22 protein-coding genes and 4 tRNA genes are annotated in these 24,547 nt (G+C 60.5%); 9 read left to right on the forward strand and 17 right to left on the reverse strand.

The window, feature by feature from the left end:
• The first annotated feature begins 53 nt into the window (after window positions 1–53).
• Window positions 54–674, forward strand: a complete 621-nt coding sequence (rhtB, locus tag ACMGF9_RS22790) for a homoserine/homoserine lactone efflux protein (RefSeq protein WP_004934282.1) — start codon at window positions 54–56, stop codon at window positions 672–674.
• A gap of 48 nt (window positions 675–722) precedes the next feature.
• On the opposite strand, the gene rhtC is transcribed toward rhtB, so the two are convergent.
• The 3 genes from rhtC to pldA are packed head-to-tail and all read right to left on the reverse strand — an operon-like array spanning window position 723 to window position 4,110.
• A complete protein-coding gene (gene rhtC / locus ACMGF9_RS22795) occupies window positions 723–1,343 on the reverse strand; it encodes a threonine export protein RhtC (RefSeq protein WP_004934276.1) in 621 nt (206 codons plus the stop codon).
• A gap of 12 nt (window positions 1,344–1,355) precedes the next feature.
• Window positions 1,356–3,188 carry an ATP-dependent DNA helicase RecQ gene (gene recQ / locus ACMGF9_RS22800; RefSeq protein ID WP_031300091.1) on the reverse strand — a complete coding sequence of 611 codons (1,833 nt, stop codon included), beginning with the start codon at window positions 3,186–3,188 and terminating at the stop codon, window positions 1,356–1,358.
• A 43-nt stretch (window positions 3,189–3,231) separates the two neighbouring features.
• Window positions 3,232–4,110, reverse strand: coding sequence for a phospholipase A (gene pldA / locus ACMGF9_RS22805; protein WP_004934270.1), 879 nt, complete (start codon window positions 4,108–4,110; stop codon window positions 3,232–3,234).
• 203 nt (window positions 4,111–4,313) lie between these two features.
• On the opposite strand from pldA, the gene ACMGF9_RS22810 reads away from it, so the two are divergent.
• Both ACMGF9_RS22810 and rarD read left to right on the forward strand, forming a co-directional pair.
• Window positions 4,314–4,784, forward strand: a complete 471-nt coding sequence (locus tag ACMGF9_RS22810; RefSeq protein WP_004934267.1) for a thioesterase family protein — start codon at window positions 4,314–4,316, stop codon at window positions 4,782–4,784.
• 66 nt (window positions 4,785–4,850) lie between these two features.
• Window positions 4,851–5,738 carry an EamA family transporter RarD gene (rarD, locus tag ACMGF9_RS22815; RefSeq protein WP_414160443.1) on the forward strand — a complete coding sequence of 296 codons (888 nt, stop codon included), beginning with the start codon at window positions 4,851–4,853 and terminating at the stop codon, window positions 5,736–5,738.
• A 16-nt stretch (window positions 5,739–5,754) separates the two neighbouring features.
• Here the strand turns inward: rarD and corA are convergent, their stop codons facing one another.
• Window positions 5,755–6,705, reverse strand: a complete 951-nt coding sequence (gene corA / locus ACMGF9_RS22820) for a magnesium/cobalt transporter CorA (RefSeq protein ID WP_004934262.1) — start codon at window positions 6,703–6,705, stop codon at window positions 5,755–5,757.
• A gap of 445 nt (window positions 6,706–7,150) precedes the next feature.
• Between corA and ACMGF9_RS22825 the strand changes: the two genes are divergently transcribed.
• Window positions 7,151–7,624, forward strand: coding sequence for a WbuC family cupin fold metalloprotein (locus tag ACMGF9_RS22825; protein ID WP_004934257.1), 474 nt, complete (start codon window positions 7,151–7,153; stop codon window positions 7,622–7,624).
• 43 nt (window positions 7,625–7,667) lie between these two features.
• Here the strand turns inward: ACMGF9_RS22825 and uvrD are convergent, their stop codons facing one another.
• The 6 genes from uvrD to lptM all read right to left on the reverse strand — a co-directional run bounded on the left by uvrD (window position 7,668) and on the right by lptM (window position 13,345).
• Complete coding sequence (gene uvrD, locus ACMGF9_RS22830; RefSeq protein WP_015376268.1) at window positions 7,668–9,830, reverse strand: DNA helicase II; 2,163 nt, start codon at window positions 9,828–9,830, stop codon at window positions 7,668–7,670.
• A gap of 78 nt (window positions 9,831–9,908) precedes the next feature.
• Window positions 9,909–10,625 carry a 5-amino-6-(5-phospho-D-ribitylamino)uracil phosphatase YigB gene (yigB, locus tag ACMGF9_RS22835; RefSeq protein ID WP_414160444.1) on the reverse strand — a complete coding sequence of 239 codons (717 nt, stop codon included), beginning with the start codon at window positions 10,623–10,625 and terminating at the stop codon, window positions 9,909–9,911.
• On the reverse strand, window positions 10,625–11,536 hold the full coding sequence (xerC, locus tag ACMGF9_RS22840; protein WP_015376266.1) for a tyrosine recombinase XerC: 912 nt from the start codon (window positions 11,534–11,536) through the stop codon (window positions 10,625–10,627). The genes yigB and xerC overlap by 1 nt, the downstream gene beginning before the upstream one ends.
• Window positions 11,533–12,246 (reverse strand): DUF484 domain-containing protein, encoded by a 714-nt coding sequence (locus ACMGF9_RS22845; protein ID WP_004934247.1) that lies wholly within the window; start codon window positions 12,244–12,246, stop codon window positions 11,533–11,535. The genes xerC and ACMGF9_RS22845 overlap by 4 nt, the downstream gene beginning before the upstream one ends.
• Complete coding sequence (gene dapF, locus ACMGF9_RS22850; protein ID WP_015376265.1) at window positions 12,243–13,067, reverse strand: diaminopimelate epimerase; 825 nt, start codon at window positions 13,065–13,067, stop codon at window positions 12,243–12,245. Before dapF ends, ACMGF9_RS22845 begins: the two co-directional genes overlap by 4 nt.
• A 71-nt stretch (window positions 13,068–13,138) precedes the next feature.
• Window positions 13,139–13,345, reverse strand: a complete 207-nt coding sequence (gene lptM / locus ACMGF9_RS22855; RefSeq protein WP_004934241.1) for an LPS translocon maturation chaperone LptM — start codon at window positions 13,343–13,345, stop codon at window positions 13,139–13,141.
• A 78-nt stretch (window positions 13,346–13,423) separates the two neighbouring features.
• On the opposite strand from lptM, the gene cyaY reads away from it, so the two are divergent.
• Window positions 13,424–13,744, forward strand: a complete 321-nt coding sequence (gene cyaY / locus ACMGF9_RS22860) for an iron donor protein CyaY (RefSeq protein WP_015376263.1) — start codon at window positions 13,424–13,426, stop codon at window positions 13,742–13,744.
• A 36-nt stretch (window positions 13,745–13,780) separates the two neighbouring features.
• Here the strand turns inward: cyaY and ACMGF9_RS22865 are convergent, their stop codons facing one another.
• Window positions 13,781–16,333 (reverse strand): class I adenylate cyclase, encoded by a 2,553-nt coding sequence (locus ACMGF9_RS22865; RefSeq protein WP_015376262.1) that lies wholly within the window; start codon window positions 16,331–16,333, stop codon window positions 13,781–13,783.
• A 316-nt stretch (window positions 16,334–16,649) separates the two neighbouring features.
• Here ACMGF9_RS22865 and hemC point away from each other — a divergent pair, with 316 nt between their 5' ends.
• From hemC to hemY, 4 genes are read left to right on the forward strand one after another with little or no spacing between them, the layout of a single operon-like run.
• Window positions 16,650–17,591 (forward strand): hydroxymethylbilane synthase, encoded by a 942-nt coding sequence (gene hemC / locus ACMGF9_RS22870; RefSeq protein WP_004934233.1) that lies wholly within the window; start codon window positions 16,650–16,652, stop codon window positions 17,589–17,591.
• Window positions 17,588–18,328: a uroporphyrinogen-III synthase gene (hemD, locus tag ACMGF9_RS22875; protein WP_088381130.1), complete on the forward strand. Its 741-nt coding sequence runs from the start codon at window positions 17,588–17,590 to the stop codon at window positions 18,326–18,328. The genes hemC and hemD overlap by 4 nt, the downstream gene beginning before the upstream one ends.
• A 22-nt stretch (window positions 18,329–18,350) precedes the next feature.
• The gene (hemX, locus tag ACMGF9_RS22880; protein WP_015376260.1) at window positions 18,351–19,475 is read left to right on the forward strand and encodes a uroporphyrinogen-III C-methyltransferase; all 1,125 of its coding nucleotides are present in this window, start codon (window positions 18,351–18,353) and stop codon (window positions 19,473–19,475) included.
• A 3-nt stretch (window positions 19,476–19,478) separates the two neighbouring features.
• Window positions 19,479–20,675 (forward strand): protoheme IX biogenesis protein HemY, encoded by a 1,197-nt coding sequence (hemY, locus tag ACMGF9_RS22885; RefSeq protein WP_261438525.1) that lies wholly within the window; start codon window positions 19,479–19,481, stop codon window positions 20,673–20,675.
• Window positions 20,676–21,393: 718 nt separating this feature from the next.
• Here the strand turns inward: hemY and ACMGF9_RS22890 are convergent.
• The 6 genes from ACMGF9_RS22890 to wecG form a co-directional block, all read right to left on the reverse strand.
• Window positions 21,394–21,470, reverse strand: a tRNA-Pro gene (locus tag ACMGF9_RS22890).
• A 74-nt stretch (window positions 21,471–21,544) separates the two neighbouring features.
• Window positions 21,545–21,631 (reverse strand) — tRNA-Leu (locus tag ACMGF9_RS22895).
• Window positions 21,632–21,672: 41 nt separating this feature from the next.
• A tRNA-His gene (locus ACMGF9_RS22900) sits at window positions 21,673–21,748 on the reverse strand.
• A 63-nt stretch (window positions 21,749–21,811) separates the two neighbouring features.
• Window positions 21,812–21,888: transfer RNA gene (locus ACMGF9_RS22905), tRNA-Arg, on the reverse strand.
• Between the two features lie 135 nt (window positions 21,889–22,023).
• On the reverse strand, window positions 22,024–23,427 hold the full coding sequence (gene thrP, locus ACMGF9_RS22910; protein WP_004934226.1) for a bifunctional threonine/serine APC transporter ThrP: 1,404 nt from the start codon (window positions 23,425–23,427) through the stop codon (window positions 22,024–22,026).
• Between the two features lie 365 nt (window positions 23,428–23,792).
• Window positions 23,793–24,533: a lipopolysaccharide N-acetylmannosaminouronosyltransferase gene (gene wecG, locus ACMGF9_RS22915; RefSeq protein WP_004934224.1), complete on the reverse strand. Its 741-nt coding sequence runs from the start codon at window positions 24,531–24,533 to the stop codon at window positions 23,793–23,795.
• Between the last annotated feature and the right edge of the window lie 14 nt (window positions 24,534–24,547).

Genomic DNA, 24,547 nt, shown 5'->3' on the forward strand with positions numbered 1-24,547 from the left:
GCCGCCTCGGCGCATTGTGGCACAAAACGACACTTTCAGGGAGCCGAAGCACCATGACCTTGGACTGGTGGTTAACCTATCTGCTGACCACGCTTATCCTGAGCCTTTCCCCCGGCTCAGGCGCCATCAATACCATGAGCACCGGCATCAGCCACGGCTATCGCGGCGCCGCCGCCTCGATAGCCGGGCTGCAGGTCGGGCTGAGCGCGCACATCGTGCTGGTGGGCATCGGTCTCGGCGCGTTGATATCGCAATCGCTGCTGGCGTTCGAACTGTTGAAATGGTTGGGCGCCGCCTACCTGGTGTGGCTCGGCATCCAGCAGTGGCGCGCCGCCGGCGCGCTGGATCTGCATGCGCTGGCGGGCAGCATGCCGCGCCGCCGTCTGTTCCGCCGCGCGGTGCTGGTCAACCTGACCAACCCGAAAAGCATCGTGTTTCTCGCCGCGCTGTTCCCGCAGTTCATCTTGCCCAATCAGCCGCAGGCCGAGCAGTATCTGGTGCTCGGCGTCACCACCGTGGTGGTGGATATTCTGGTGATGATCGGTTACGCCACTTTGGCGACGCGCATCGCCGGCTGGCTGAGAACGCCGCGCCAGATGCAGTTGCTCAACCGACTGTTCGGTTCGCTGTTCATTCTGGTGGCGGGGCTGCTGGCGACTGCCCGCAAAGCCTGACAAAAAAGGCCGGGCATCGCTGCTCGGCCTTGGGCATTTCACTGCCGGTCAGCGGGTAAAGATCAGGTGTAACCCGAAGCCGGTAAACAGCACGCCCGCCACCCCGTCTATCCACTTGGCCAACCGCTGATAGCCGCGGCGCATCGCCGGCAGCGCGAACACCACCGCCACCAGGCTGAACCAGACAAAGGTCTCGGCGACGATCAGCAAGAACAGCCCCCAGCGCGCTCCGGCGCCAACGCTGTCGCCGACGAACAGCGAGAACACGCTGCCGAAATAGATCACCGCTTTCGGGTTCGACAGATTGGTCAGGAAGCCGCGAATAAAGCTGCGCCCGGCCTTGGGCAACGCCACCTGGGCCTCCGCTGCCGGCTGCGCTTGCTGCGCCCGCGCGGAACGCAGCAGTTGCCACCCCATCCAGCACAGGTACATCCCGCCGCCGACCATGATGATCTGATGCAGCCAAGCCATCTTCTGCAGGATCAGGTGCAGCCCCATCAACGCCACGCCGGCCCACACCACGATGCCGAGCGAAATGCCGACCACGCCCATCATCGCCTCGCGGCGCGAACGGCTGGCGGCGGTTTGCGACACAAAAAAGAAGTCCGGCCCCGGGCTCATCAGCGCAATCAGATGCACCAGCGCCACGGTGAGAAACAGCATTAGCATGATTTATCGCCCTCAGTCTTCGTCATTGTCGAGATGGTCGCGGATCATCGCCATAAAGGGCGCGCCGAAACGCTCCAGTTTGCGCTGGCCGACGCCGTTGACGCTCAGCAGATCGCCGGCCTTGATCGGCATCTGTTCGGCCATTTCCAGCAGCGTGGCGTCGTTGAACACCACGTAGGGAGGAATGTTTTCTTCGTCGGCGATCGACTTGCGCAGTTTGCGCAGCTTGGCAAACAGCTTGCGATCGTAATTGCCGCCATAGGATTTCTGGTTGGCGCTGCTGCGCGACTTCAGGCTCTGAATGCGCGGCACCGCCAGCTGCAGCGCCACCTCGCCGCGCAATACCGGGCGCGCCGCCTCGGTCAATTGCAGCGCCGAGTGCATGGCGATGTTCTGGGTGATAAAACCCAGGTGGATCAGCTGACGCAGCACGCTGGTCCAGTGTTCGGTGGTCTGATCGCGGCCGATGCCGTACACCGGCAGCTTGTCGTGGCCATATTCGCGGATACGCTGGTTGTTGGAGCCGCGCAGCACTTCCACGATGTACCCGAGGCCAAAGCGCTGGCCGACGCGATACACGCAGGACAGCGCCTTGCGCGCGTCCTCCAGCCCGTCGTAGCGCTTGGGCGGATCGAGGCAGATATCGCAGTTGCCGCAGTTCTCGTGCTTGCCTTCGCCAAAGTAGTTGAGCAGCACCAGGCGGCGGCAGGTTTGCGCCTCGGCGAACGCCCCCATGGCATTCAGCTTGTGGCGCTCGATGTCCAGCTGTTGCCCGGCGGGTTTCTCTTCCAGGCAGCGGCGCAGCCAGGCCATATCGGCCGGATCGTACAGCAGGATGGCTTCGGCCGGCAGGCCGTCGCGCCCGGCGCGGCCGGTCTCCTGATAATAGGATTCGATATTGCGCGGGATGTCGAAATGCACCACGAAACGCACGTTGGGTTTGTTGATGCCCATGCCGAAGGCGACGGTGGCCACCACCACCTGCAGATCGTCACGCTGGAACGCTTCCTGCACCTGGGCGCGGCGATCGTTGTCCAGCCCGGCGTGATAAGCGCCGACGCTCAGCCCGCGGCTTTGCAGGCGCGCGGCGGTGTCTTCCACCTTGGCGCGGCTGTTGCAATAGATAATGCCGCTCTTGCCGCGCTGATCCTGCACGAAGCGCCACAGCTGATCGAGCGGTTTGAATTTTTCCACCAGCGTGTAGCGGATGTTCGGCCGGTCGAAGCTGCTGACCTGCACCAGCGGGTCCTGCAGCGACAGCAGGCGCACGATATCGCCGCGGGTGGCCTCGTCGGCGGTGGCGGTCAGCGCGATCACCGGCATCGACGGGAAACGCTGTTTCAGCTGACCCAGCGCGCGATATTCCGGCCGGAAGTCATGGCCCCACTGCGAAATACAGTGCGCCTCATCCACCGCCAGCATCGCCGGCGGACAGTGATCGAGCAGGCTGAGGAAGCTTTCCATCATCAGCCGCTCCGGCGCGATGTACAGCATCTTGATGGTACCGTTGCGGCAGCCGGCCATAACGTCCAGCTGCTCCTCGCGGGTTTGCGTCGAGTTGTAGCAGGCGGCGGAAACGCCGTAGGCCAACAGTTGGTCGACCTGGTCCTTCATCAGCGAGATCAACGGGGAAACGACCAGCGTCAGGCCGTCCATCACCAGCGCCGGGATTTGGTAACACAGCGACTTGCCGCCGCCGGTCGGCATCACCACCAGGCAATCCTGCCCGCCGATCGCGGCGTTGATAATCGTTTGTTGGCCCGGGCGGAATTGCTGGTAGCCAAAGGTATCGCGCAATACCTGCTCGGCCAGCAACTCTCTGTTAATCACTGCTGCGGTTGACACACACTTCCCCATTTTTTCATCGGTACACACCCATCGGGTATGATTACATAATATCGTTCAGCATGACACCAACGCCCACCCGTGTCTGCCGGAAGTTGTAGTCGATCAGCGATTCGCCGTAGCCGCTGAACACCTGGGTATAGAAACGCACGTTGCGGGTGATCGGGTAACTCCAGCCCAGTTCCGCGCCGCCGTAGCCGCTGTTCCAGTTGTAGTGGCTGTCGACGCTGAACACACTGTCGCCCCAGGCGTAACCGACCTTCAACCGGTAGTATCCCATGTATTTGGTGATGTCCGGGTTGTCGTCGTTGCTCGAGCTCTCCGAGAAGCGGAACCAGGGCTTGAGATCCACCTGCCAGTTGCCATTTTGCGCCATCAGCCGCGCATAGCCGCGATTCCAGCTGCGCGACGTCGGATCCGAGCGGCCGTTAGACTGATGGTTAACGCCGATTTCAACATCGCGCAGCGTCCAGCCGGCAAAGCGGTAATCGGTCGCCCACCCCACGAACAGCTGCGGCTCGTAGTTGGTCTCGCGGAACGGCGAAGACTCGCCGCGGTTGGACAATTGCCACCAGGAGCGCTGAGTATAAGACGCGCCGAGCACCGAGTTGTCGCCGGCAATGCCCCGCCACAGCGGAAACGCCAGGCTAAGCTGGTATTTCACCTCGTCCTTGCGCGCCTTGTCGGCCCAGTTGTACGTCTTGATGGCTTCTTTGTTGATATCGCTGGTGTCGGTGTACAGCAGGTAATTGGGATCGTAAGGATACAGCGTGAATGGATTATCGTGCTCCTGCAGCAGGTTGGCGATAATGCTGCCGCGCACCGCCGGCTTATCGTGAATCTGCTGCTCTTTGGCTTCCTCAGCCAATGCCAGCGCCGGCATCAGCAGCGTGGCGGAAACGATCCCTGACAAAATGCGCATAACCTCTCCTTACTCCAACGAAAAAGGGCAAGCCCGGAAAAAATCAGGCCATTTTACACACAAAGGAGGATTTACCGCAGCGCGGTCCGGTTTTATTGGAATAGTCTGGAAAGCAACAAAGGTTAAGCATAAAATCAACATTCCATTAACCTGGACTGACCAGTTAGCTCCCTTAAAACGCAAAAGAAAAACGGAACCCCGCTATGTCAACCACTGCTCTGACCCTGGAAGCCGCCCGCCGCAAGATCGGCGAAATCTTTGTCTACCACATGCCGTTCAACCGCGAGCTTGGCCTGGAGCTGCGCCGCTTCGACGATGACTACGTCGAGCTGAGCTTCACCAACCAGCGCAAGCTGGTGGGCAACGCCGCGCAGGAAATTCTGCATGGCGGCGTGATCGCCGCGGTGCTCGACGTCGCCGCCGGGCTGGCCTGCGCCGGCGGCGTGCTGACGCGCATGGAACCGCTGATCGAAGAGGAGATCGCCGCCAAACTGTCGCGCATGGGCACCATCGATCTGCGCGTCGACTATCTGCGCCCCGGCCGCGGCGAACACTTCGTCGCCTCCGCCAGCGTGCTGCGCAGCGGCAACAAGGTCGCCGTCGCGCGCGTAGAACTGCATAACCACGACGGCCTGCATATCGCCACCGCTACCGCCACCTATCTGGTCGGCTGATGATTGTGTGCGGTGAGCGACTTCAGTACACTCACCGCATCTTACGTTCCCCACCAGAGTGACGTCATGGACGCAAAGCAAACGCGTCAGGGCATTTTCTTCGCCCTGGCCGCCTATTTTATGTGGGGCATCGCCCCGGCCTATTTCAAACTGATCCAGCAAGTATCCGCGGACGAGATCCTCACCCACCGGATCATCTGGTCGTTTTTCTTCATGCTGGCGCTGATCACGCTGGGCCGCAACTGGCCGAAAGTGCGCGCCGCCTGCCAAAACCGCAAACGGCTGCTGTTGCTGGCGGTCACCGCGCTGTTGATCGGCGGCAACTGGCTGCTGTTCATCTGGGCGGTGAACAATCACCATATGCTGGAAGCCAGCCTGGGCTACTTCATCAACCCGCTGGTTAACGTGCTGTTGGGGATGCTGTTTCTCGGCGAACGTTTCCGCCGCATGCAGTGGGTGGCGGTGGCGCTGACGTTCACCGGGGTGCTGGTGCAGCTCTGGCAGTTCGGCTCATTGCCGATCATCGGTCTGGGCCTGGCGTTCAGCTTCGCCTTCTACGGCCTGCTGCGCAAGAAAATCGCCATCGACGCGCAGACCGGCATGCTGATTGAAACGCTGTGGCTGCTGCCGGTGGCGGCGGGCTACCTGTTCCTGTTCGCCGACAGCCCCACCAGCCACCTGAGCGCCAACCCGTGGTCGCTGAATCTGCTGCTGGTCGCCGCCGGTATCGTCACCACCGTGCCGCTGCTGTGCTTCACCGCGGCGGCTACCCGGCTGCGCCTGTCGACGCTCGGTTTCTTCCAGTATCTCGGCCCGACGCTGATGTTCCTGCTGGCGGTCACCTTCTACGGCGAGACCGTCGGCCAGGACAAGCTGGTGACCTTCGGCTTTATCTGGGCGGCGCTGATCCTGTTCACCCTCGACGCGCTCTATACCCAGCGCAAGCTGCGTTGAGCCCGGCGCCGCCGAGTTACAGCCAGTTCTTGCGCTTGAAGTACAGGTAAGGGGCCAGGCCCGCCAGGATCATCAAGGTGATGGCGCCCGGGTAGCCGAACGACCATTTCAGTTCCGGCATGAATTCAAAGTTCATGCCGTAGCTGGAGGCCACCAGCGTAGGCGGCAGGAACACCACCGACACCACCGAGAAGATCTTGATGATACGGTTCTGTTCGATGTTGATGAAACCCATCGCCGCCTGCATCAGGAAGTTCACCTTCTGGAACAGCGATTCGTTGTGCGGCAGCAGGGATTCGATATCGCGCAGCACTTCACGCGCCTGCTCCAGCTGGCCGGTCGGCAAACGCGCCTTGCGCACCAGGAAGTTGAGCGCGCGCTGGGTATCCATCAGACACAAACGCACCTTCCAGCCGATATCTTCCAGCTCCGCCAGCGTCGACAGCGCGGCGTCGTATTCGTCGCCCTGATGCCCTTCCATGATCACCCGGCTAAGCTGTTCCAGATCGCTGTAGATGTTCTCTATCTCATCCGCCAGCTGTTCAATCTTGGTTTCGAACAAATCCAGCAGCAGTTCGTAGGCGTTGCCTTCGAGCATGGTCTGGTTGCGGGCGCGCATGCGGTACAGGCGAAACGCCGGCAGTTCACGCTCACGCAGGGTATACAGGCGACCGTCGCGGATGGTGAAGGCCACCGTGGAGTTGCCGGCGTGATCTTCCGCATCTTCAAAGTAGAAGAAGGAGTGGATATGCAGACCGTCTTCGTCTTCGAAGAAACGGGCGGAGGCTTCGATGTCGTCCAGTTCGGGACGCGTCGCCAGGCTTTGTCCCAGCTCATTCTGCACGCGCTCACGCTCGCCCTCTTCCGGCTCGACCAGATCAACCCACAGCGATGACGTGAGATCATCCGAGTCGTCCAGTTCCAGACGGGACAAGCGGCGGTTATCTAATTTAAAAGCGCTCAGCATGTGCCAAAACTCCGTGAAGGTAACGGGTGCGGACAACGCGTTGAAGCACAGAAACAGAGGGGATGCGTATCACCGATTTGTTTCAGACCATGAAGAGATCTGACTCATAGCGACGCTTTGCGGGGTCGCCGACAACCACGAAGGCTATCAGCAAAAACGGAGAGCCTTAGAAGTTATACCTGCGGCGCAGGTCAGTGAGCCAGTATCTACTGGGTGTGTCCAAGGCGTCTGTCCTCAATGATAATAGTGCGCGCATGTTACGCCGAGAAGAAAAAGCCTGTCAACACGTTAGGCGGGATAATTGCGCAACAAATCATCACGATGATCAATGGCAGAAATGGCGCTTAAACCGTACTGAAAAAGTCGCGGCGATCGCTTACCACCTCCCAGAATGTTGCTAAGATGACATCACCCTAATGGTACGACAAGCATGCGGATTTAAACGATGAAACAGATTACCGCCCATGAACTGACCGCGATGAGCGAACAGGCCGCCAGCGTGGCCCGCCTGCGCGCGCACCGCACCTTACACGAAGAGCTGAGCGACCCGGTGCAACGCCTGGCGATCGCCATGGAACCCGGCACCTATATCCGCCCGCACCGCCACCCGCAAACCTGGGAGCTGCTGACGCCGCTGCGCGGCCGTTTCGTCGTGTTACAGTTCAACGATGACGGCGTCGTGACGCAGCGCACCCTGCTCGGCGAAGAAACCAAAGTGCTGGAGATGCCGGCCTTTACCTGGCATGCGGTGCTGTCGGTCGATGCCGGCGGCGTGGTGTTCGAAGTGAAGCAGGGACCGTATCAGGCGCTGACCGAAGAAGACTGCATGCCGTGGGCGCCGCAGGAAGGCGGCGAAGGTACCGAAGCAGTGATGCGCTGGTACGCCACCGCACAGGTCGGCGACCGCTACCCTCACTGATGGTGAACGATTGCAGGGGCTTGCCCCTGCAACGCCTCTCTCGTTAGACCGTTTCCAAACGCGCGTAGGCCGCCACCAGCCATTTGATGCCTTCACCCGGGAAGGCGATCTGCAGCCGGCTGTGCTCGCCGCTGCCCTCCAGATTGACGATGGTGCCTTCGCCAAACTTGGGATGGCGCACGCGCTGGCCCAGCTTATAGCCGGTATCGTTCTCGCTGATCGGCGTGCCCATGCGGCGGTGATTGACCGGGCGCGATACGCTGGCGCGCAGGCGCACTTCTTCCACGCACTCCTCCGGCAGTTCGCCGATAAAGCGCGACGGCCGATGGTAAACCTCTTTGCCGTACAGACGGCGCGTTTCGGCATAGGTCAGCGTCAGCTTCTGCATGGCGCGCGTTACGCCCACATAGGCCAGACGGCGCTCCTCCTCCAGACGGCCGCCTTCATCCAGCGACATCTGGCTCGGGAACATGCCCTCTTCCATGCCGACGATAAACACCAGCGGGAACTCCAGCCCCTTGGCCGAGTGCAGAGTCATCAGCTGCACCGCGTCCTGATAGGCGTCGGCCTGGCCTTCGCCCGCTTCCAGCGCCGCATGCGACAGGAACGCCTGCAGCGGCATCAGATCCTGATCTTCGTCCTGATAGCTGAACTGACGCGTCGCCGTCACCAGTTCCTCGAGGTTTTCGATACGCGCCTGCCCCTTCTCGCCCTTCTCCTGTTCATACATGATGAACAGCCCGGAGTCGCGGATCACCCGGTCGGTCTGCACATGCAGCGGCATGTCGGCGGTTTCATGCGCCAGCGATTCCACCAGTTCGATGAAACGCTGCAGCGCCGACGCGGCGCGGCCGGCCAACACCTTGTCCTGCATCAGCTCGCGCGTCGCCTGCCACAGCGTCAGCTGGCGATCGCGCGCCGCCTGGCGCACCACGTCGAGGGTGCGATCGCCGATGCCGCGCGTCGGGGTATTGACCACGCGCTCGAAGGCTGCGTCATCGTTGCGGTTGGAAATGAGGCGCAGGTAAGCCAGCGCATCCTTGATTTCCTGGCGTTCGAAGAAGCGCTGGCCGCCGTAGATGCGGTACGGCATCGCCGTCTGCAACAGCGCCTCTTCCAGCACGCGCGACTGGGCGTTGCTGCGGTACAGGATGGCGCAGTCGTTCAGCGCGCCGCCGTTGTCTTGCCAAGTCTTGATGCGGTTGACCACGAAGCGCGCTTCGTCGAGTTCGTTGAAGGCGCAGTAGAGGGAAATCGGCTCGCCTTCACCGCCTTCGGTCCACAGGTTTTTGCCCATGCGCCCGTCGTTGTTGGCGATCAGGGTGTTGGCCGCTTTCAGGATGTTGCTGGTGGAACGGTAGTTCTGCTCCAGACGGATGGTTTCCGCGCCGGGGAAATCCTTCAGGAAGCGCTGGATGTTTTCCACCTGCGCGCCGCGCCAACCGTAGATTGACTGGTCATCGTCGCCGACGATCATCACGCTGCTGTTGCCGCCCGCCAGCAGGCGGATCCAGGCGTACTGGATGCTGTTGGTATCCTGGAATTCATCCACCAGCACGTTGGTGAAACGCTCGCGGTAGTGGTTGAGGATATGCGGCTTGTTCAGCCACAGCTCGTGCGCGCGCAGCAGCAGCTCGGCGAAATCCACCAGCCCCGCGCGATCGCAGGCTTCCTGATAGGCCTGGTAGATGCGCAGCCAGGTGGCCTCCACCGGGTTGTTGTAGGTTTCGACGTGCTGCGGGCGCAGGCCCTCATCTTTCTTGCCGTTGATGTACCACATCGCCTGACGCGGCGGCCACTGCTTCTCGTCGACGTTCAGCGCCTTGATGATGCGCTTGAGCAACCGCAGCTGGTCATCGCTGTCGAGGATCTGGAAATCCTGCGGCAGGTTGGCTTCCAGGTGGTGGGCGCGCAACAGACGATGCGCCAGGCCGTGGAAGGTGCCGATCCACATGCCGCCCTGGCTGGTGCCGATCAGATGTTCAATTCGGTGACGCATTTCCGCCGCCGCCTTGTTGGTGAAGGTCACCGCCATAATCGAATACGGCGAGCAGTTCTCCACCGACAGCAGCCAGGCGATGCGATGCACCAGCACCCGCGTCTTGCCGCTGCCCGCTCCGGCCAGAACCAACAGGTTGCTGCGCGGCGCCGCCACGGCTTCACGTTGTTTTTCATTCAGGCTGTCGAGCAGATCGGAGACGTCCATAGGCACCACTAATGGTTAAGGGAAAACCCGCCGGTGACGAGTTTTTCACTGGAAATTTATACAGAGTTCTGGCAGGGATTATAACAATGCTGTCAGCGATGCCAACTGCGAAATCTCAATATGCGGCAGCAGGCGGCTGTCGGCGGCCTGCATCAGGCAGCGTTGCCGATCGTTGATCCAACAGGCCTGCAGCCCCGCGCGCAGCGCGCCGGCGACGTCGGTAGTCAGATCGTCGCCCACGTGCAGGATCTGCCCGGGCGCCACGCCCAGCCGTTCGACGGCCAGGTGATACATGTCTTGATACGGCTTGGCGCGCCCGTCCGGCCCGGATCGCAACACGAACTGGAAGTAACCGTCCAGGCCGCACTGCGCCGGATCGGCGTTACCGTTGGTGATCGCCACCAGCGGGTAGCGCGCGGCCAGCGCCTTCAGCGTGGCGTGGGTCGCTTCCGGCACCTCGATGCGGCTGCGCCACAGCGCGAAGTTTTGCATCGCCGCATCGGCTCCGATCGCGGCTTCGGCGTCGCGCAGCCCCTGCTGGCTCAGCGCCAGATGAATGGCGCGCCAGCGCCACTGGGTGACGTCGTGGTAGATCTCCGGATCCTGCTCACGCAGCTCCTGGCGCAGACGGTGGAAATCCGCCGACTGGAAGCTGTTCAGGCCGGGATGGTAGCTCTGCAGGAAGGCCACCGACTGCTGCTCGGTTTGCCGGATCACCGGACGGTTGTCATACAGCGTGTCGTCCAGATCGAAAGTCAGCGCCGCCAGCGGGCGCAGCGGGCGATAAAAATGCATCAGGATTTCCCCCGTTTGGCGCGCGGATGCGCGGCATCGTACACGTTCGCCAGATGTTGAAAGTCGAGGTGGGTATAAATTTGCGTGGTGGTCAGGTTGGCGTGGCCGAGCAGCTCCTGCACCGCGCGCAGGTCGCCGCTGGACTCCAGCATGTGGGTAGCAAAGGAGTGACGCAGTTTGTGCGGGTGAATGTGGCTGTTGACGCCCTGTTTCACGCCCCATTCGGCGAAGCGCTTTTGCACGTTGCGCGTCGAGATGCGTCGCCCCTGATTGGACAGAAACATCGCATCATCCTGCGGCCCAAACAGATCGCGCATCGCCAGCCAGTGTTCCAGCCAGGTGACGGCGGTGCGTCCGATCGGCAGTTTACGCTCTTTGCTGCCTTTCCCCATCACCCACACCTCGCCGGCCGCCATATCGACATGGCGGCAATCCAGCCCCACCAGCTCGGAAAGACGCAGGCCGGCGCCGTACATCACCTCCAGCATGGCGCGATCGCGCACCGCCAGCGGATCGTTGAGATCGATCTCCAGCAGTTGGTTCATTTCATCGACGTCGATATTTTTCGGCAGATGGCGACCGCTGCGCGGCGTGCGGATGCCTTTGGCCGGGTTGGCGTGCAGCACGCCCTGGCTGACCAGCCAGTCGAGGAAACTGCGCAACGAAGAGAGCCGCAGCGCCAGGCTGGCGGACTGCAGGCCGGCGCGTTTGCTGCGCGCCGCCAGCATGCGCACCCGGGCGGCATCCAGCGCCGCCCAGTCGGTGACGCCGATCTCCTGCGCCAGGCACATCAGCGCCGTCAGCTGGCGTGAATAGCTGAGCTGCGTCAGCGGGCTGAGTTGCCGTTCTACCTTGAGATAACGCAGAAAAGCGTCCACCGGCTGCTGCAGGCTGGGCGCAATCGGCGTCATGCGCGTTCGATCCAGCGTTCCAGCAGTTCCGGCAGCATGCGCGCCAGTTGATTGAGCATTACCGTGCCCATGCCCTGCTGATAATGTTGCGTATCGCGGCTGCTGAAGATCACCATGCCCAGCTCGCCATCGTCGCCCAGCATCGACAGCGCTACCGAACCAATCTGGCCGATCTGTTTGGCCTGCGGCAACAGCAGCAGCAGTTCGGGGCCGTTCAGGCCGCCGAGGTAGTGTTGTTCGCTGCCCAGCCGCTGGATGCGGAACGGCTCGAACGCCGAACGCGTCAGCGCCAGATGGGTGAAATCGGAAGGCGCGCCGATATTCCAGCGCTCGGCGAACAGGCGCACCGTGGCGCCGGCCAAACCGAAGCCGCGCGCCCAGCGCTGCAGCCGGTTGAGCATGTCCTGCAGGCTGTCGGCGGTGGCCAGATCGGCCTGCAGGTGCAGCAGCCTGGCGAACAGCCCTTCGTTGGCGCTGGCCTGCTCCATCAGCAGCGTGATCTCTTCTTCCAGCCGTTCGATGTGATTGCGCTGGCGGGCCAGATGCCATTCCACCAGCGAAACGGTGCCGCGCACCGGGTGCGGCACGCGCATCTGCTCAACCTGGCGCGCGTTGCGAATAAAGAAATCCGGGTTCTGCAGCAGATACTGCATCACGGTGTCGTCATCCAGCGCCAGGCCGGCGACGCTCTGTTCTTCTACGCTTTTCATAGATGAATAAATCCGTCATAGACATGGGTTGCCGGACCGGTCATAAACAGCGGGTTGCCCGGCCCTTTCCAGCGAATATGCAGGCTGCCGCCCGGCAGCTCTACATGCACTTCTTCTGACAGCAATTCCTGTTGGATCCCCACCGCCACCGCCGCACAGGCGCCGCTGCCGCAGGCCTGCGTTTCACCGGCGCCGCGCTCATAAACGCGCAGCTTGATATGATCGCGGCTGACCACCTGCATAAAGCCGATGTTGGCCCGTTCCGGGAAGCGTTCATGCCCTTCCAGCACCGGCCCGAGCAGCTCCACCTTGGCGGTGTTTACGTCGTCCACCTGCAAAACACAATGCGGGTTGCCCATCGACACCACGCCGCACAACACGGTATGTTCCGCGGCGCGCATGATGTAGGTCTTTTCAGCCTTGGCGGCGCGGAACGGCACCGCCTGCGGGTCGAAATTCGGCTCACCCATGTTGACGCACACCAGATCGTCGTCGGTGACGCTGAGCACCATGCGCCCGGTTTGGGTGCTGACGCGGATGTCGCGTTTGTTGGTCAGCCCTTTCAGCCGCACGAAGCGCGCGAAGCAACGCGCGCCGTTGCCGCACTGCGCCACTTCGCTGCCGTCGGCGTTAAAAATTCGGTAGTGAAAATCCAGTTCGGGATCGTAAGGCGGTTCTACCACCAGCATCTGGTCAAAGCCGACGCCCAGGTGCCGATCGGCCAGCCGGCGGATCAGCTCAGGTGAAAAATAGACATTCTGTGTAACGGCATCGACCACCATAAAGTCGTTGCCCAGACCGTGCATTTTGGAGAACTGCATATCATACTCCGCTATCTGGACGCGCTATCCGTCTTGATTTTACGGCGGCGCTCGCCACCGCAAACAGGGTGTTACTGGTCAACCATCGACGGTTTTTGCTGAGAGCCAGACTGCTCCTGCTGGTTCTTTTGCACCTGATCGCCCGTTTGCACCGGCGGCTTGGCCGGTTTTTGGCTGGCGGGGTCGGCAGGCGGGAAGTAAAGCGGGCCTTTCAGACCACAGCCGGCGAGGCCGGTAACCAGAACTGCCATCAGCGCATAGCGTAGTTGTTTTTTCATTTGCATTAATGCCTGTAATTCATGCGTCCAAGGTCTCTATAATCGCAGGTGGATCATGAAAAGCAATAGGAATTGAATATGAACGACAGCGAGTTTCACCAGTTGGCCGACCAGCTGATGCTGAATATTGAAGAGACACTGGACGATTTTGACGGCGATGCGGACATCGATTACGAAACCAATGGCGGCGTGATGACGCTGAGCTTCGAAAACGGCACCAAAATTGTCATCAACCGCCAGGAGCCGCTGCACCAGGTGTGGCTCGCCACCAAGGCCGGCGGTTACCACTTCAACTACCGCGACGGCGTCTGGTTATGCGATCGCAGCGGGCAGCCGTTTTACCAACTGCTCAGCGAAGCGGCCAGCGCGCAGGCCGGTGAGGAACTGCGTTTTTCCTGAGGCAATGCGGGGCTCGGCCACCGAGCCCTTGCGGCGTCAATGCAGCTGGAACTGCTGCTTCAGCGGCTGAGCGGCGCCGTCGGCCACCGTCACGCACAGGCTGGACAGCACGTTGCTGCGGAACGGGATCACCTGCGTGCGCCCGTCGAGCTGCACGATTTGATAGAACTGCGGCAGGTTAAAGTTGATGAAGCTGGAGCCGTAGGTGAAACGATCGTGCGATGAAGAGTAGAAGCGGCTGACGTCGCGCACCAGCTCTTCTTTACTGCCCTCGCAGTGGTGATACACCTCCACCCGATTCGACTCGTCCAGAATATAGATGTTGAAACCCTTGTCATCCGAGGTGTCTTCGAAGAAGAACTGGATGATCCCTTCGCTGGCGAAGCCATCCACCACCGGCGGCAGATGCACCTGATCGGTTTCCACCTTGATAGACAGGCCGTGCAGCTTGTTGTTGGAGATGGCACCGTAAAACTCCACCGCATTCTCCAGTTTTTGCACCGACACGCTCAGGCGCTCGAAGAACAGCCCCCAGGTCTGCCCGGCGACGCGCACCGCCTTGAAGCGGCCGGGTTCCAGCCGGGTGCTGGACAGGCGCAGCTCGATGCATTCCGATACCAACTGCTGAATGCGGGTGCGGATCAGGCCGCGCAGGTGCTGGCTGTAGCAGAACACTTCCACCGACTCCGGCGGCGCGGCGTCCTGATGCATTTTGCCGAGAATGGTTTTCAGCGCTTCCAGCACCGACTGCTCGCCGCTGAAATGCAGAGTGCGCACCTCGTTCCAGGAGTTGCGGTACAGCAGATCGATGCTGCCCACCAGACACTGCTGCTGCTGGCCGAAGCTGAACACGTCCAGTTTGCGGAAATCGAAGTGCACCACCTGATTGCGGAACGCGGCGGTCGGATCGTTTTCCAGATTGACGATGATCGCCAGATGGCGAATCTCGCACGGGCTGTACAGCGCTTTCGGCGTCGGCGCCGGCAGGCGCAGCGGGAAGTGATGGGAAACGTCGGCCACCAGCTCCTGCAGCTTGGCGGTATCGCACAGGTTGCCGCTCTTGATGTGCAGGCGGGTCTGCGGCGTCAGCAGGCCGTTGAAATAGGCCCAGGCCACCAGCTTGTTCAGGTAGCGGTTATATTCCAGCGGCTGATGGCTGACTATCGAATCCATGGCCGGCGCCTGATTGTACAGGTACCAGCCGGTGCGGTTGGCGCGGCCAACCGGCACATGAATAAAGGTTAAATCGTTTTCCGACAGGTCCGGCGAAATCTGCGGGTTCACCAGCGTCACCTTGCCGGGCAGCGCTTCGAACGCCGCATACAGTTTGCGGGTCAGCACGCCGATATCCTGCGGGCTGGCGCTGACGCTGAGGTTATTGCGGCGGGCGAAACGGATCAGGTTGCGGTAGCTCTGCATCATCGCATCGAGCAACTCGTTATGCGCTTCGCGCACCCGCTCGATCTTCCAGTTGGCGCGGTTGTCCAGCATCGCCAGACGCTCGTCGCTCCAGCCCCACTCGCTGACCAGTTGGCTGAGGATCTCGCGCCGCCAGCCGACGCAGGCCTTGGCCAGCGACAGCTTTTCACACACTTTCAGGTAGAAACAGCGGCGGGCCAGATCGAGGCGGGTGGTGTCGTTGATGTCGGTCAGATAGCGGGTCACGCGCTCGAGCATCATGCAGTAGGCGTCGAGCCCGAAGCTGACGATCTCGCCCTGATGCAGGCGATGTTTGATGTCCGTCGCCAGCAGCTGGGTATTGGGGTATTCCCAGGAATAGGCTTCCAGCAGCAGGGTCTTCAGCACCGCCTTGTAAGGCGAATCGATGCTCTTGTACAGCTGCCACAGGCTGGCGCCGAAGTACTCTTCCGCCGACAGCGAACTCAGGCCGCCGAGATCCAGCCACTCGTTCGGCGTCAGCGCGCCCTGCGCGTACAGCGACAGCACGTATTCATCGTAGTGCGCTTCTTCTTCGCCCGGCACCATGTTCCACAGGATGCGTTTGCCGGCCAGGCGCACCGCGGTGCGGTAGAACTCGTCCAGCAACAGGATGTGCTGCGTCGAGCCGCAGTCTTCGCCGCCCAGGCTGCCGCTTTCATTATGGCGGAAACGGTTTTCGTCGATCAGGAAGAAGCTGACTTCCACCCCCATCGAGGCGGCCCACTTCTCAAGCAGGCTGCATTTTTGCTGCAGGCGGGTGCGTTCTTCGTTGTCCAGCCAGGACTGGTGGCAGACCCAGATATCGAGATCCGAGCTGCAGCTTTGGCCGATAGACGAGGTGCTGCCCATCGAATAGACGCCGGTGATCGGCAGCTCGCCGCTGGCCGGTTTGTCAAACGGGCTGCCCCATTTGTCTTCTAAATCGTTCAGGTAATCTTGTTGAGTTTCATCAGGCGTGTAGAGGCAAATGCCGTGGGGAACGTTACCGTTCAGGTAACCCGGCATCAGCGGGTGGTGGTGGTGCAGTAAGGTGGGCAGCAGACTGTATACCCGTTGAAACGCGGGCTTCATAGCCGCCAGGGCGCGATCGACGCGTAGCTGATTGATCGCATCCAGTCTCTGCTTCAATGTCTCGATGTAGAGGTACAAGACGTCTCGCCTGATTATCCCGGTGTTTAGAAAAAAACCCGTATTCCATAAGCGCCGTTAGTGTAAGAAGAATATTTGGCGACTTATTGCTGGAAACGTGATCAATTTAACACCTTGCTGATTGACCGTAAAGGAGGTAACGCTTCACAATTATTGTAGCGCTTCCCTAAACGATTTACCCGCAGTGTTAACTGCCCCAAAGCACATCACACGTCCCTTTGATTCCGTTGTCCTTTTTCCGCCTCCGGCTTCTTGCACTGACAGTATTGGCTCTCAGTGGTAGGATGGATGGCGAAATATAAAAACGGTAACAAGCATGTTAGACAAAATTATTCGAATTGCCACCCGACAAAGCCCGCTTGCTCTTTGGCAAGCACATTATGTGCAGCAACGTCTGATGGCCTGCCATCCCGGCCTGCAGGTCGAGTTGGTGCCGATGGTCACCCGCGGCGACGTTATTCTGGATACGCCGTTGGCGAAAGTCGGCGGTAAAGGCCTGTTTGTTAAAGAACTCGAGCTGGCGCTGCTGGAAGGCCGCGCCGACATCGCCGTGCATTCGATGAAAGACGTGCCGGTCGATTTCCCTGCCGGGCTCGGTTTGACCACCATTTGCGAACGCGAAGATCCGCGCGACGCTTTTGTTTCCAATCGTTTCGCCTCGCTCGATCAGCTGCCGCAGGGCAGCGTGGTCGGCACCTCCAGCCTACGCCGCCAGTGCCAGCTGCGTGAACGCCGCCCGGATCTGATCGTGCGCGACCTGCGCGGCAACGTCGGCACTCGCCTGGCCAAGCTGGACAACGGCGACTACGACGCGATTATCCTGGCGGTGGCCGGCCTGAAGCGTTTAGGTCTGGAGCAACGCATCCGCAGCCCGCTGAGCGCCGAAGAGTGTCTGCCGGCGGTCGGCCAGGGTGCGGTCGGCATTGAATGCCGTCTCGACGACAGCGTCACCCGCGCGCTGCTGGCGCCGCTGAACCATGCGGCCACCGAAACCCGCGTGCGCGCCGAACGGGCGATGAACACCCGCCTGGAAGGCGGCTGCCAGGTACCGATCGGCAGCTATGCCGAACTGGATGGCGACAGCCTGTGGCTGCGCGCCCTGGTCGGCGCGCCGGACGGCAGCCAGATGGTGCGCGGCGAGCGCCGCGGCCCGGCCGCCGAGGCCGAACGGATGGGCGTTGAGCTGGCGGAAGAGCTGCTGGCGCGCGGCGCGCGCGAGATCCTGCGCGAAGTTTATCAGGGAAATCCGCCGGCATGACCATTCTGGTAACCCGCCCATCGCCTTCGGGAGAGCTGCTGGTGAGCCGGCTGCGCGCGCTCGGCCGGGTTGCCTATCATGCACCGCTGATCGACTTCGCCCCCGGCGGCGATCTGCCGAAGCTGCCGCAGGCGTTGCAGCAGCTTAGCGCCGGCGATCTGGTGTTCGTGCTGTCGCAGCATTCGGTGAGTTATGCCGATTCGGTTATCGGCCGCGCCGGGCTGAGCTGGCCCGCTCACCTGGCTTATTACGCCATCGGCCGCACCACCGGCCTGGCGCTGCACCGCATCAGCAGTTTGCCGGTGGAGTACCCGCGCGAACGCGAGATCAGCGAAACGCTGCTGCTGCTGCCGGCGCTGCAAAAGCTGGCGGGCAAACGCGCGCTGATTTTGCGCGGCAACGGCGGCCGCGAACTGTTGGGGTCGACGCTGAGCGAGCGCGGCGCCGACGTCAGCTATTATGAATGCTATCAACGCAGCCCGGTGCACTATGACGGCAGCGAGCAAAGCGCCCACTGGCAGCGCGCCGGTGTGGATACGCTGGTGGTGACCAGCGGTGAAATGTTACAACAGCTCTATACTTTAGTTCCTGATTACTATCGTTCTTCATGGCTGCTGCGTTGCCGCCTGGTAGTAGTGAGCGAACGCCTGGCTACCCTCGCCCAGGACTTGGGCTGGCGTACGATTCGGGTAGCTGACAACGCCGATAATGACGCGCTGATCCGCGCGCTACAATAATCTGACTATGGGATGTGCCACTATGACGGAACAAAATACCCCATCCGCCCCGGTTGAAGAGCCAACCACCGCGGTTGAGAGCTCCCAGCAGCCAGCCGCTGCCAGCCGCAAAGGCAAGAACACCGGCCCGGTGCTCGGCGCGATCGCTATCGTGCTGGTCATCGCCCTCGGCGCGGGCGGCTATTACCACACGCACAAGCAGGCGCAACAGCTGATCGCCGCCAATCAGGCGCTGCAACAGCAGCTTGAAGGCGTAAAGCAGAGCCAACAGCAGGAAAGAAACGCGCTGGAAGGCCTGCTGCAGCAGCAGGGTAAAACCCTGGACGCCGCCGATCGCGAGCAGGCGAATCTGGCGCGCCAACTGAGCGAGCTGCAGGAAAAAGTGGCGACCATCTCCGGCAGCGACGCCAAAACCTGGCTGCTGGCGCAGGCCGATTTCCTGGTGAAAATGGCCGGCCGCAAGCTGTGGAGCGATCAGGACGTGACCAGCGCCGCCGCGCTGCTGAAAAGCGCCGACGCCAGCCTGGCGGACATGAACGATCCGAGCCTGCTCGACGTGCGCCGCGCCATTACCGAAGACATCAGCACGCTTTCCACGCTGACCCAGGTCGATTACGACGGCATTATCCTCAAGGTCAATCAGCTGTCCAATCAGGTGGATAACCTGCGCCTGGCGGACAACGACACCGACGAAGCGCCGATGGATCAAAACAGCAGCGAGCTCTCCGGCTCGATCGGCGAATGGCGGCAGAACCTGGCCAAGAGCTGGCGCAATTTCATGGCCGACTTCATCACCATCCGCCGCCGCGACACCAGCGCCGAACCGCTGCTGGCGCCGAACCAGGACATCTACCTGCGCGAGAACATCCGTTCGCGCCTGCTGGTGGCCGCACAGGCCATCCCGCGCCATCAGAACGAGACCTACAAGCAGTCGCTGGAAACCGTCTCCACCTGGGTGCGCGCCTATTTCGACACCACCGACCCGGCGACCAAGGCCTTCCTGGAAGAACTGGACAACCTGAGCCAACAGTCGATCTCGATGGATGTGCCGGATCAGCTGAAGAGCCAGCCGCTGCTGGAAAAAGTGATGCAGACCCGGGTGCGCAACCTGATGACCCAGTCACCTGCCGCTCACCAGGAGGGTTAAGCCATGTTACGCGTGCTATTTCTGTTTCTGGTGGTGATCGCCAGCGTGGTGCTCGGGCCGATGTTGGCCGGGCATCAGGGCTATGTGCTGATCCAGACCGATAACTACAATATTGAAACCAGTGTCACCGGCCTGGTGATCATGCTGGTGCTGCTGTTCGTGCTGCTGCTGGCGATCGAGTGGATCCTGCGCCGCATCTTCCGTACCGGCGCCCGCACGCGCGGCTGGTTTATCGGCCGCAAGCGCACCCGCGCGCGCCAGCAAACCAAAGCCGCGCTGATCAAACTGGCGGAAGGCGACTACAAACAGGTTGAAAAGCTGATGACGCGCAACGCCGATCACGCTGAGCAACCGGTGGTGAACTACCTGCTGGCCGCCGAGGCCGCACAGCAACGCGGCGATGACTTCCGTACCAACCAATATCTGGAGCGCGCCGCTGAAGCCGCCGATACCGATCAGCTGCCGGTGGATATCACCCGGGTTCGCATCCAGCTGGCGCAGGGCGAGAACCATGCCGCGCGCCACGGCGTCGATCGCCTGCTGAACCAGGCGCCGCGCCATCCGGAAGTGTTGCGCCTGGCGGAACAAGCCTATCTGCGCACCGGCGCCTATGCGTCGCTGCTGGAAGTGCTGCCGTCGATGCGTAAAATCGAGCTGCACAGTGAAGAGCAGCTGCAGGCGTTGCAGCAACAGGCTTACATCGGGCTGATGAATCAGGCGATGGCGGACGAAGGCAGCGAAGGCCTGAAGCGCTGGTGGAAAGATCAGAGCCGCAAGACGCGTCACGAAGTGCCGCTGCAAATCGCGATGGTGGAGCACCTGATCGAATGCAACGACCACGAACTGGCGCAGGAGATTGTGCTCGACAGCCTGAAGCGCCAATATGACGAGCGCCTGGTGCTGTTGCTGCCGCGGCTGAAGTCCGGCAACCCCGAGCAGTTGGAAAAAGCGCTGCGTCAGCAGATGAAGCAACACGGCGCGACGCCGCTGCTGAACAGCACGCTGGGGCAACTGCTGATGAAGCACGGCGAGTGGCAGCAAGCGGCCGACGCTTTCCGCGAAGCGTTGAAACAGCGCCCGGATGCTTACGACTACGCCTGGTTGGCCGATACGCTGGAAAAACTGCATCGTTCGGATGAAGCGGCGCAGATGCGACGTGAGGGACTGATGTTGACGCTGAAACAGAACGGCGGCGAATAACGCCCTGCCCAAGTGAGAAAAGCGCGGCTCCGATGCCGCGCTTTTTTTTGCCCAGGGTTTTCTGTGGCGCAAAAAAAACACTTGCCGTATGGCAAGTGTATAAAGAAGCAATCAGGTCTAGGACAACAGGGGCGGTGCCTCACTCAACGTTTTGCCCTGAGCGTGATGACGGGTTAGTCATCGTTCTCGTGGGCGATAGGCACCCTAAATCGGCTCTGCGTCATTCCCAGGGTTTATGAAGCCTAAGGCGAACATAAGAGGTGGAATGAGCATCTACGCTATAGGTATTGCATTTGACGTGCCAACTTTTAGATTGAGCCCATTTCCAATGGGAAATTTAATTCAATGCATTGAAATATAAATAATTTATACTTCCCCCACCCTTCCTGCCTGATACCTCTCCCTGGCATTCCATGCCAGCGGCCGTTATAAGAATGTCGCTTCAAAACGACGGCTTAAGCCAAATCCGGTTTTATCTTTTAAAATCAATAAATTATTTGTCTCAACCTGACGACAGCGCTGGATGGTCATGTCGCTGAAAACCAACATGCTCACAGGCAGGCACAAGATGCCAGCCCTCATGGATGCCAAAAGCCCGCACATTGCTGCGCGGGCCTGCCTTCTCGTCTCGCTTCGCGAGGCTCCTCCTGCGGAGGTACTCATCCTCATAAACTGCAGACGAAAAAAAACCTGCTTTAAAAAGCAGGTTTTTCGAATGTGGTCGGCGAGAGAGGATTCGAACCTCCGACCCACTGGTCCCAAACCAGTTGCGCTACCAAGCTGCGCTACTCGCCGATTTGTGTTGCTCATACTACCCGATTTATCAGACCGTTGTCCATATAAATCTTATATTTATCAGATATTTTGCGTGGTGCGAAGAGAGGGACTTGAACCCTCACGTCCGTAAGAACACTAACACCTGAAGCTAGCGCGTCTACCAATTCCGCCACCTTCGCACTGTCACAAAATACTGCTAAATCTTCACTTCATCAGGAAGTGGGGTGGCTAATGGGACTCGAACCCACGACAACTGGAATCACAATCCAGGGCTCTACCAACTGAGCTATAGCCACCATTACTACTTCTTCTTACTCACGCGGTAATATTACCACCGCAGCTCCTGCGCACAAACTTAATGGCGCGCCCGACAGGATTCGAACCTGAGACCTCTGCCTCCGGAGGGCAGCGCTCTATCCAGCTGAGCTACGGGCGCGTAGCGCCGTTGCGGGAGGGGATACTACGGATTTACGCCAATCCTGTCTAGTGCTTTTTCGCAGAAATGTTGCGTTTGATTACGCTTTGCTCACTCCTGCGCGGGAAAGCGCACTCCGTAGCCCCTTTTCACCGTTTATTGCCGTGTTTCTACCCGATTTTCAGCCGGATGATGTTTCTTATGCATGCCGAAAGCGAAGTAGCACAGGCTGACGCCCGCTAAGAAAATCGCCCCGACCAGCAGGGAAATCCGCGTATCCGGGTTGATTCCCATGCCGACCAGCACGCAAACCAGAAAAGCGATGGTCAGATAGTTCACATACGGGAACATGATCGACTTAAAGCTGTGGTTTTTGATCGCTTCCTTATGGGCGCGGCGGAAATAGAGCTGGCTTATCAGCACCACGAACCACGGCACCATGCCCGGCAGCACGCTGGCGCTGTAGACATAGACGAACACCTGCTCCGGATTCGGGATAATGTAGTTCAGCGCAGATCCCACCAGCAGGCAGCCGATGGTGACGGCGATGCAGTTGACCGGCACGCCGCTGGCGGAAAGCTTGGTCAGCGCCGCCGGCAGTTGGCGATTCTTGGCCAGGGCGTACAGCATGCGGCCGCCGCTGTACATGCCGCTGTTGCAGCCGGAAAGCGCGGCGGTCAGTACCACGAAGTTGATGATGCCGGCGGCGGCGACGATGCCGATCTTGGCGAAGGTCAGCACGAACGGGCTGCCGGTGGTGCCGATGCCGTTCCACGGGAAGATGGTCACGATGACGAAGATCGCGCCGACATAGAAGATCAGGATGCGCCACAGGATATTGTTGATCGCGCGTTTCAGCGTCACCTGCGGGTTCTTGGCTTCCCCGGCGGTGATGCCCACCAGCTCAACCCCCTGATAGGACGCCACCACGATGCACAGCGCAAACAGGAAGCCTTTCCAGCCGCCGGCAAAGAAACCGCCGTGCGCCGTCAAATTGGCGAAACCGATAGGTTCACCGCCGTTGCCGAAGCCGAAGAAGATCACCCCCAGCCCCACCAGAATCATCACGATGATAGTGGTGACCTTGATCATGGCGAACCAGAACTCCAGCTCCCCATACAGGCGCACCGCCGCCAGGTTGGCCAGCGCCACCATCGCCACGGCGATCAGCGCCGGCACCCACTGCGGTATTTCCGGGAACCAGAACTGCACATACACCCCGATGGCGGTGATCTCAGAAATGCCGACGGCGATCCACATAAACCAGTAACCCCAGGCGGTCAGGTAGCCGAAATAGGGATTCATGTATTTATGCGCGTAAACGGCGAACGACCCGGCGACCGGCTCGAGGAACAGCATCTCCCCCATCGAACGCATAATGAAGAACACGAACAGCCCGGCGATGATGTAAGCCAGCAGTACCGACGGCCCGGCCCATTTCAGCGTACTGGCCGATCCCATAAACAGGCCGACACCAATGGTGCCCCCGAGAGCGATAAGCTCGATGTGCCGGGCCTCAAGGCCTCGGTGTAGCCCTTGCGGTTTCTCTTTGTGTGCCATAAATCCTCAATAATTTTTCTCGGGTTGTGTTTGCCTGCCGGCCGCTGCCGGTCGTTATTGTCATTATTAAAAGAATAAATCATCCCCTGCCGTTCGGGTTGGCATCAACGGGTAGTCGGAGCGAAGTTACCGTGAGAAGAACATCGTTCAGCGCTGTCGCATCAGGCTTCAGCGGCCAGGGATAATTTCCGGGCGGTATCGTTTCGCATTTCGCCGCTATAAGCAAACCGCAATTTAAAACTTTATGGAATAAATGCGGCGACGTTTAGGGCTGGGGGTTATAGATATGCGGGAGAAATAGGCAAAAGCAGATTATTGGTACAGCAGTCCGGAGCGGAACAGCACTTTCCACCCCGGATGAGAGGTTACATCTTGCCGCTGTAGTAGTAGCCGACAAACTTCAACAGCTTCAACTGCCGGCCGATGCGGCTGGGTTGGCTGAGCAGGCGGTAGAGCCATTCCAGACCAAGGTTCTGCCACACCTTGGGCGCACGCTTCACATGGCCGGTAAAAACGTCGTAGGTGCCGCCCACGCCCATATACAGCGCCTGCGGATGCACCTTGCGGCAGTCGCGCATCAGGATCTCCTGCTTCGGCGATCCCATCGCCACCGTCACGATAGCGGCGCCGCTGGCGCGAATACGCTCGAACAACGCCTCTCGCTGATCCGGTTTGAAATAGCCGTCCTGGCTGCCCACCAGGTTGACATTCCACTGGCTGCGCAGCTTCTGCTCGGTTTCCGCCAAGACTTCCGGCTTGCCGCCGACCAAGAAGACCGGCGTGCCTTCGCGGCCGGCGCGCTGCATCAACGCTTCCCACAGATCGGCGCCCGCGACGCGCGACACATCCGCCGCCGGGTATTTGCGGCGAATCGAGCGCACCATGCTGATGCCGTCGGCGTACTTGTACTCCGCTTCATCCAGCAACGCATGCAGCGCCGGGTCCTCTTCCGCCTTCAGGATCTTTTCCGCATTCATCGCCACCAGCGTGCCCTGTTTGACCCGGCCGCCGTCGAACAGAAAATCCATACAGTGCGCCATATCGCGAAAGCCCCACAGGCTGAAACCGCGCAGCTCATACTGCGGCACCGAAATCTTTGTTTCCATCGTCGTCATTACCC

The sequence above is a fragment of the Serratia sp. BNK-23 genome (genome assembly GCF_047456145.1).
Taxonomy (GTDB): domain Bacteria; phylum Pseudomonadota; class Gammaproteobacteria; order Enterobacterales; family Enterobacteriaceae; genus Serratia; species Serratia nematodiphila.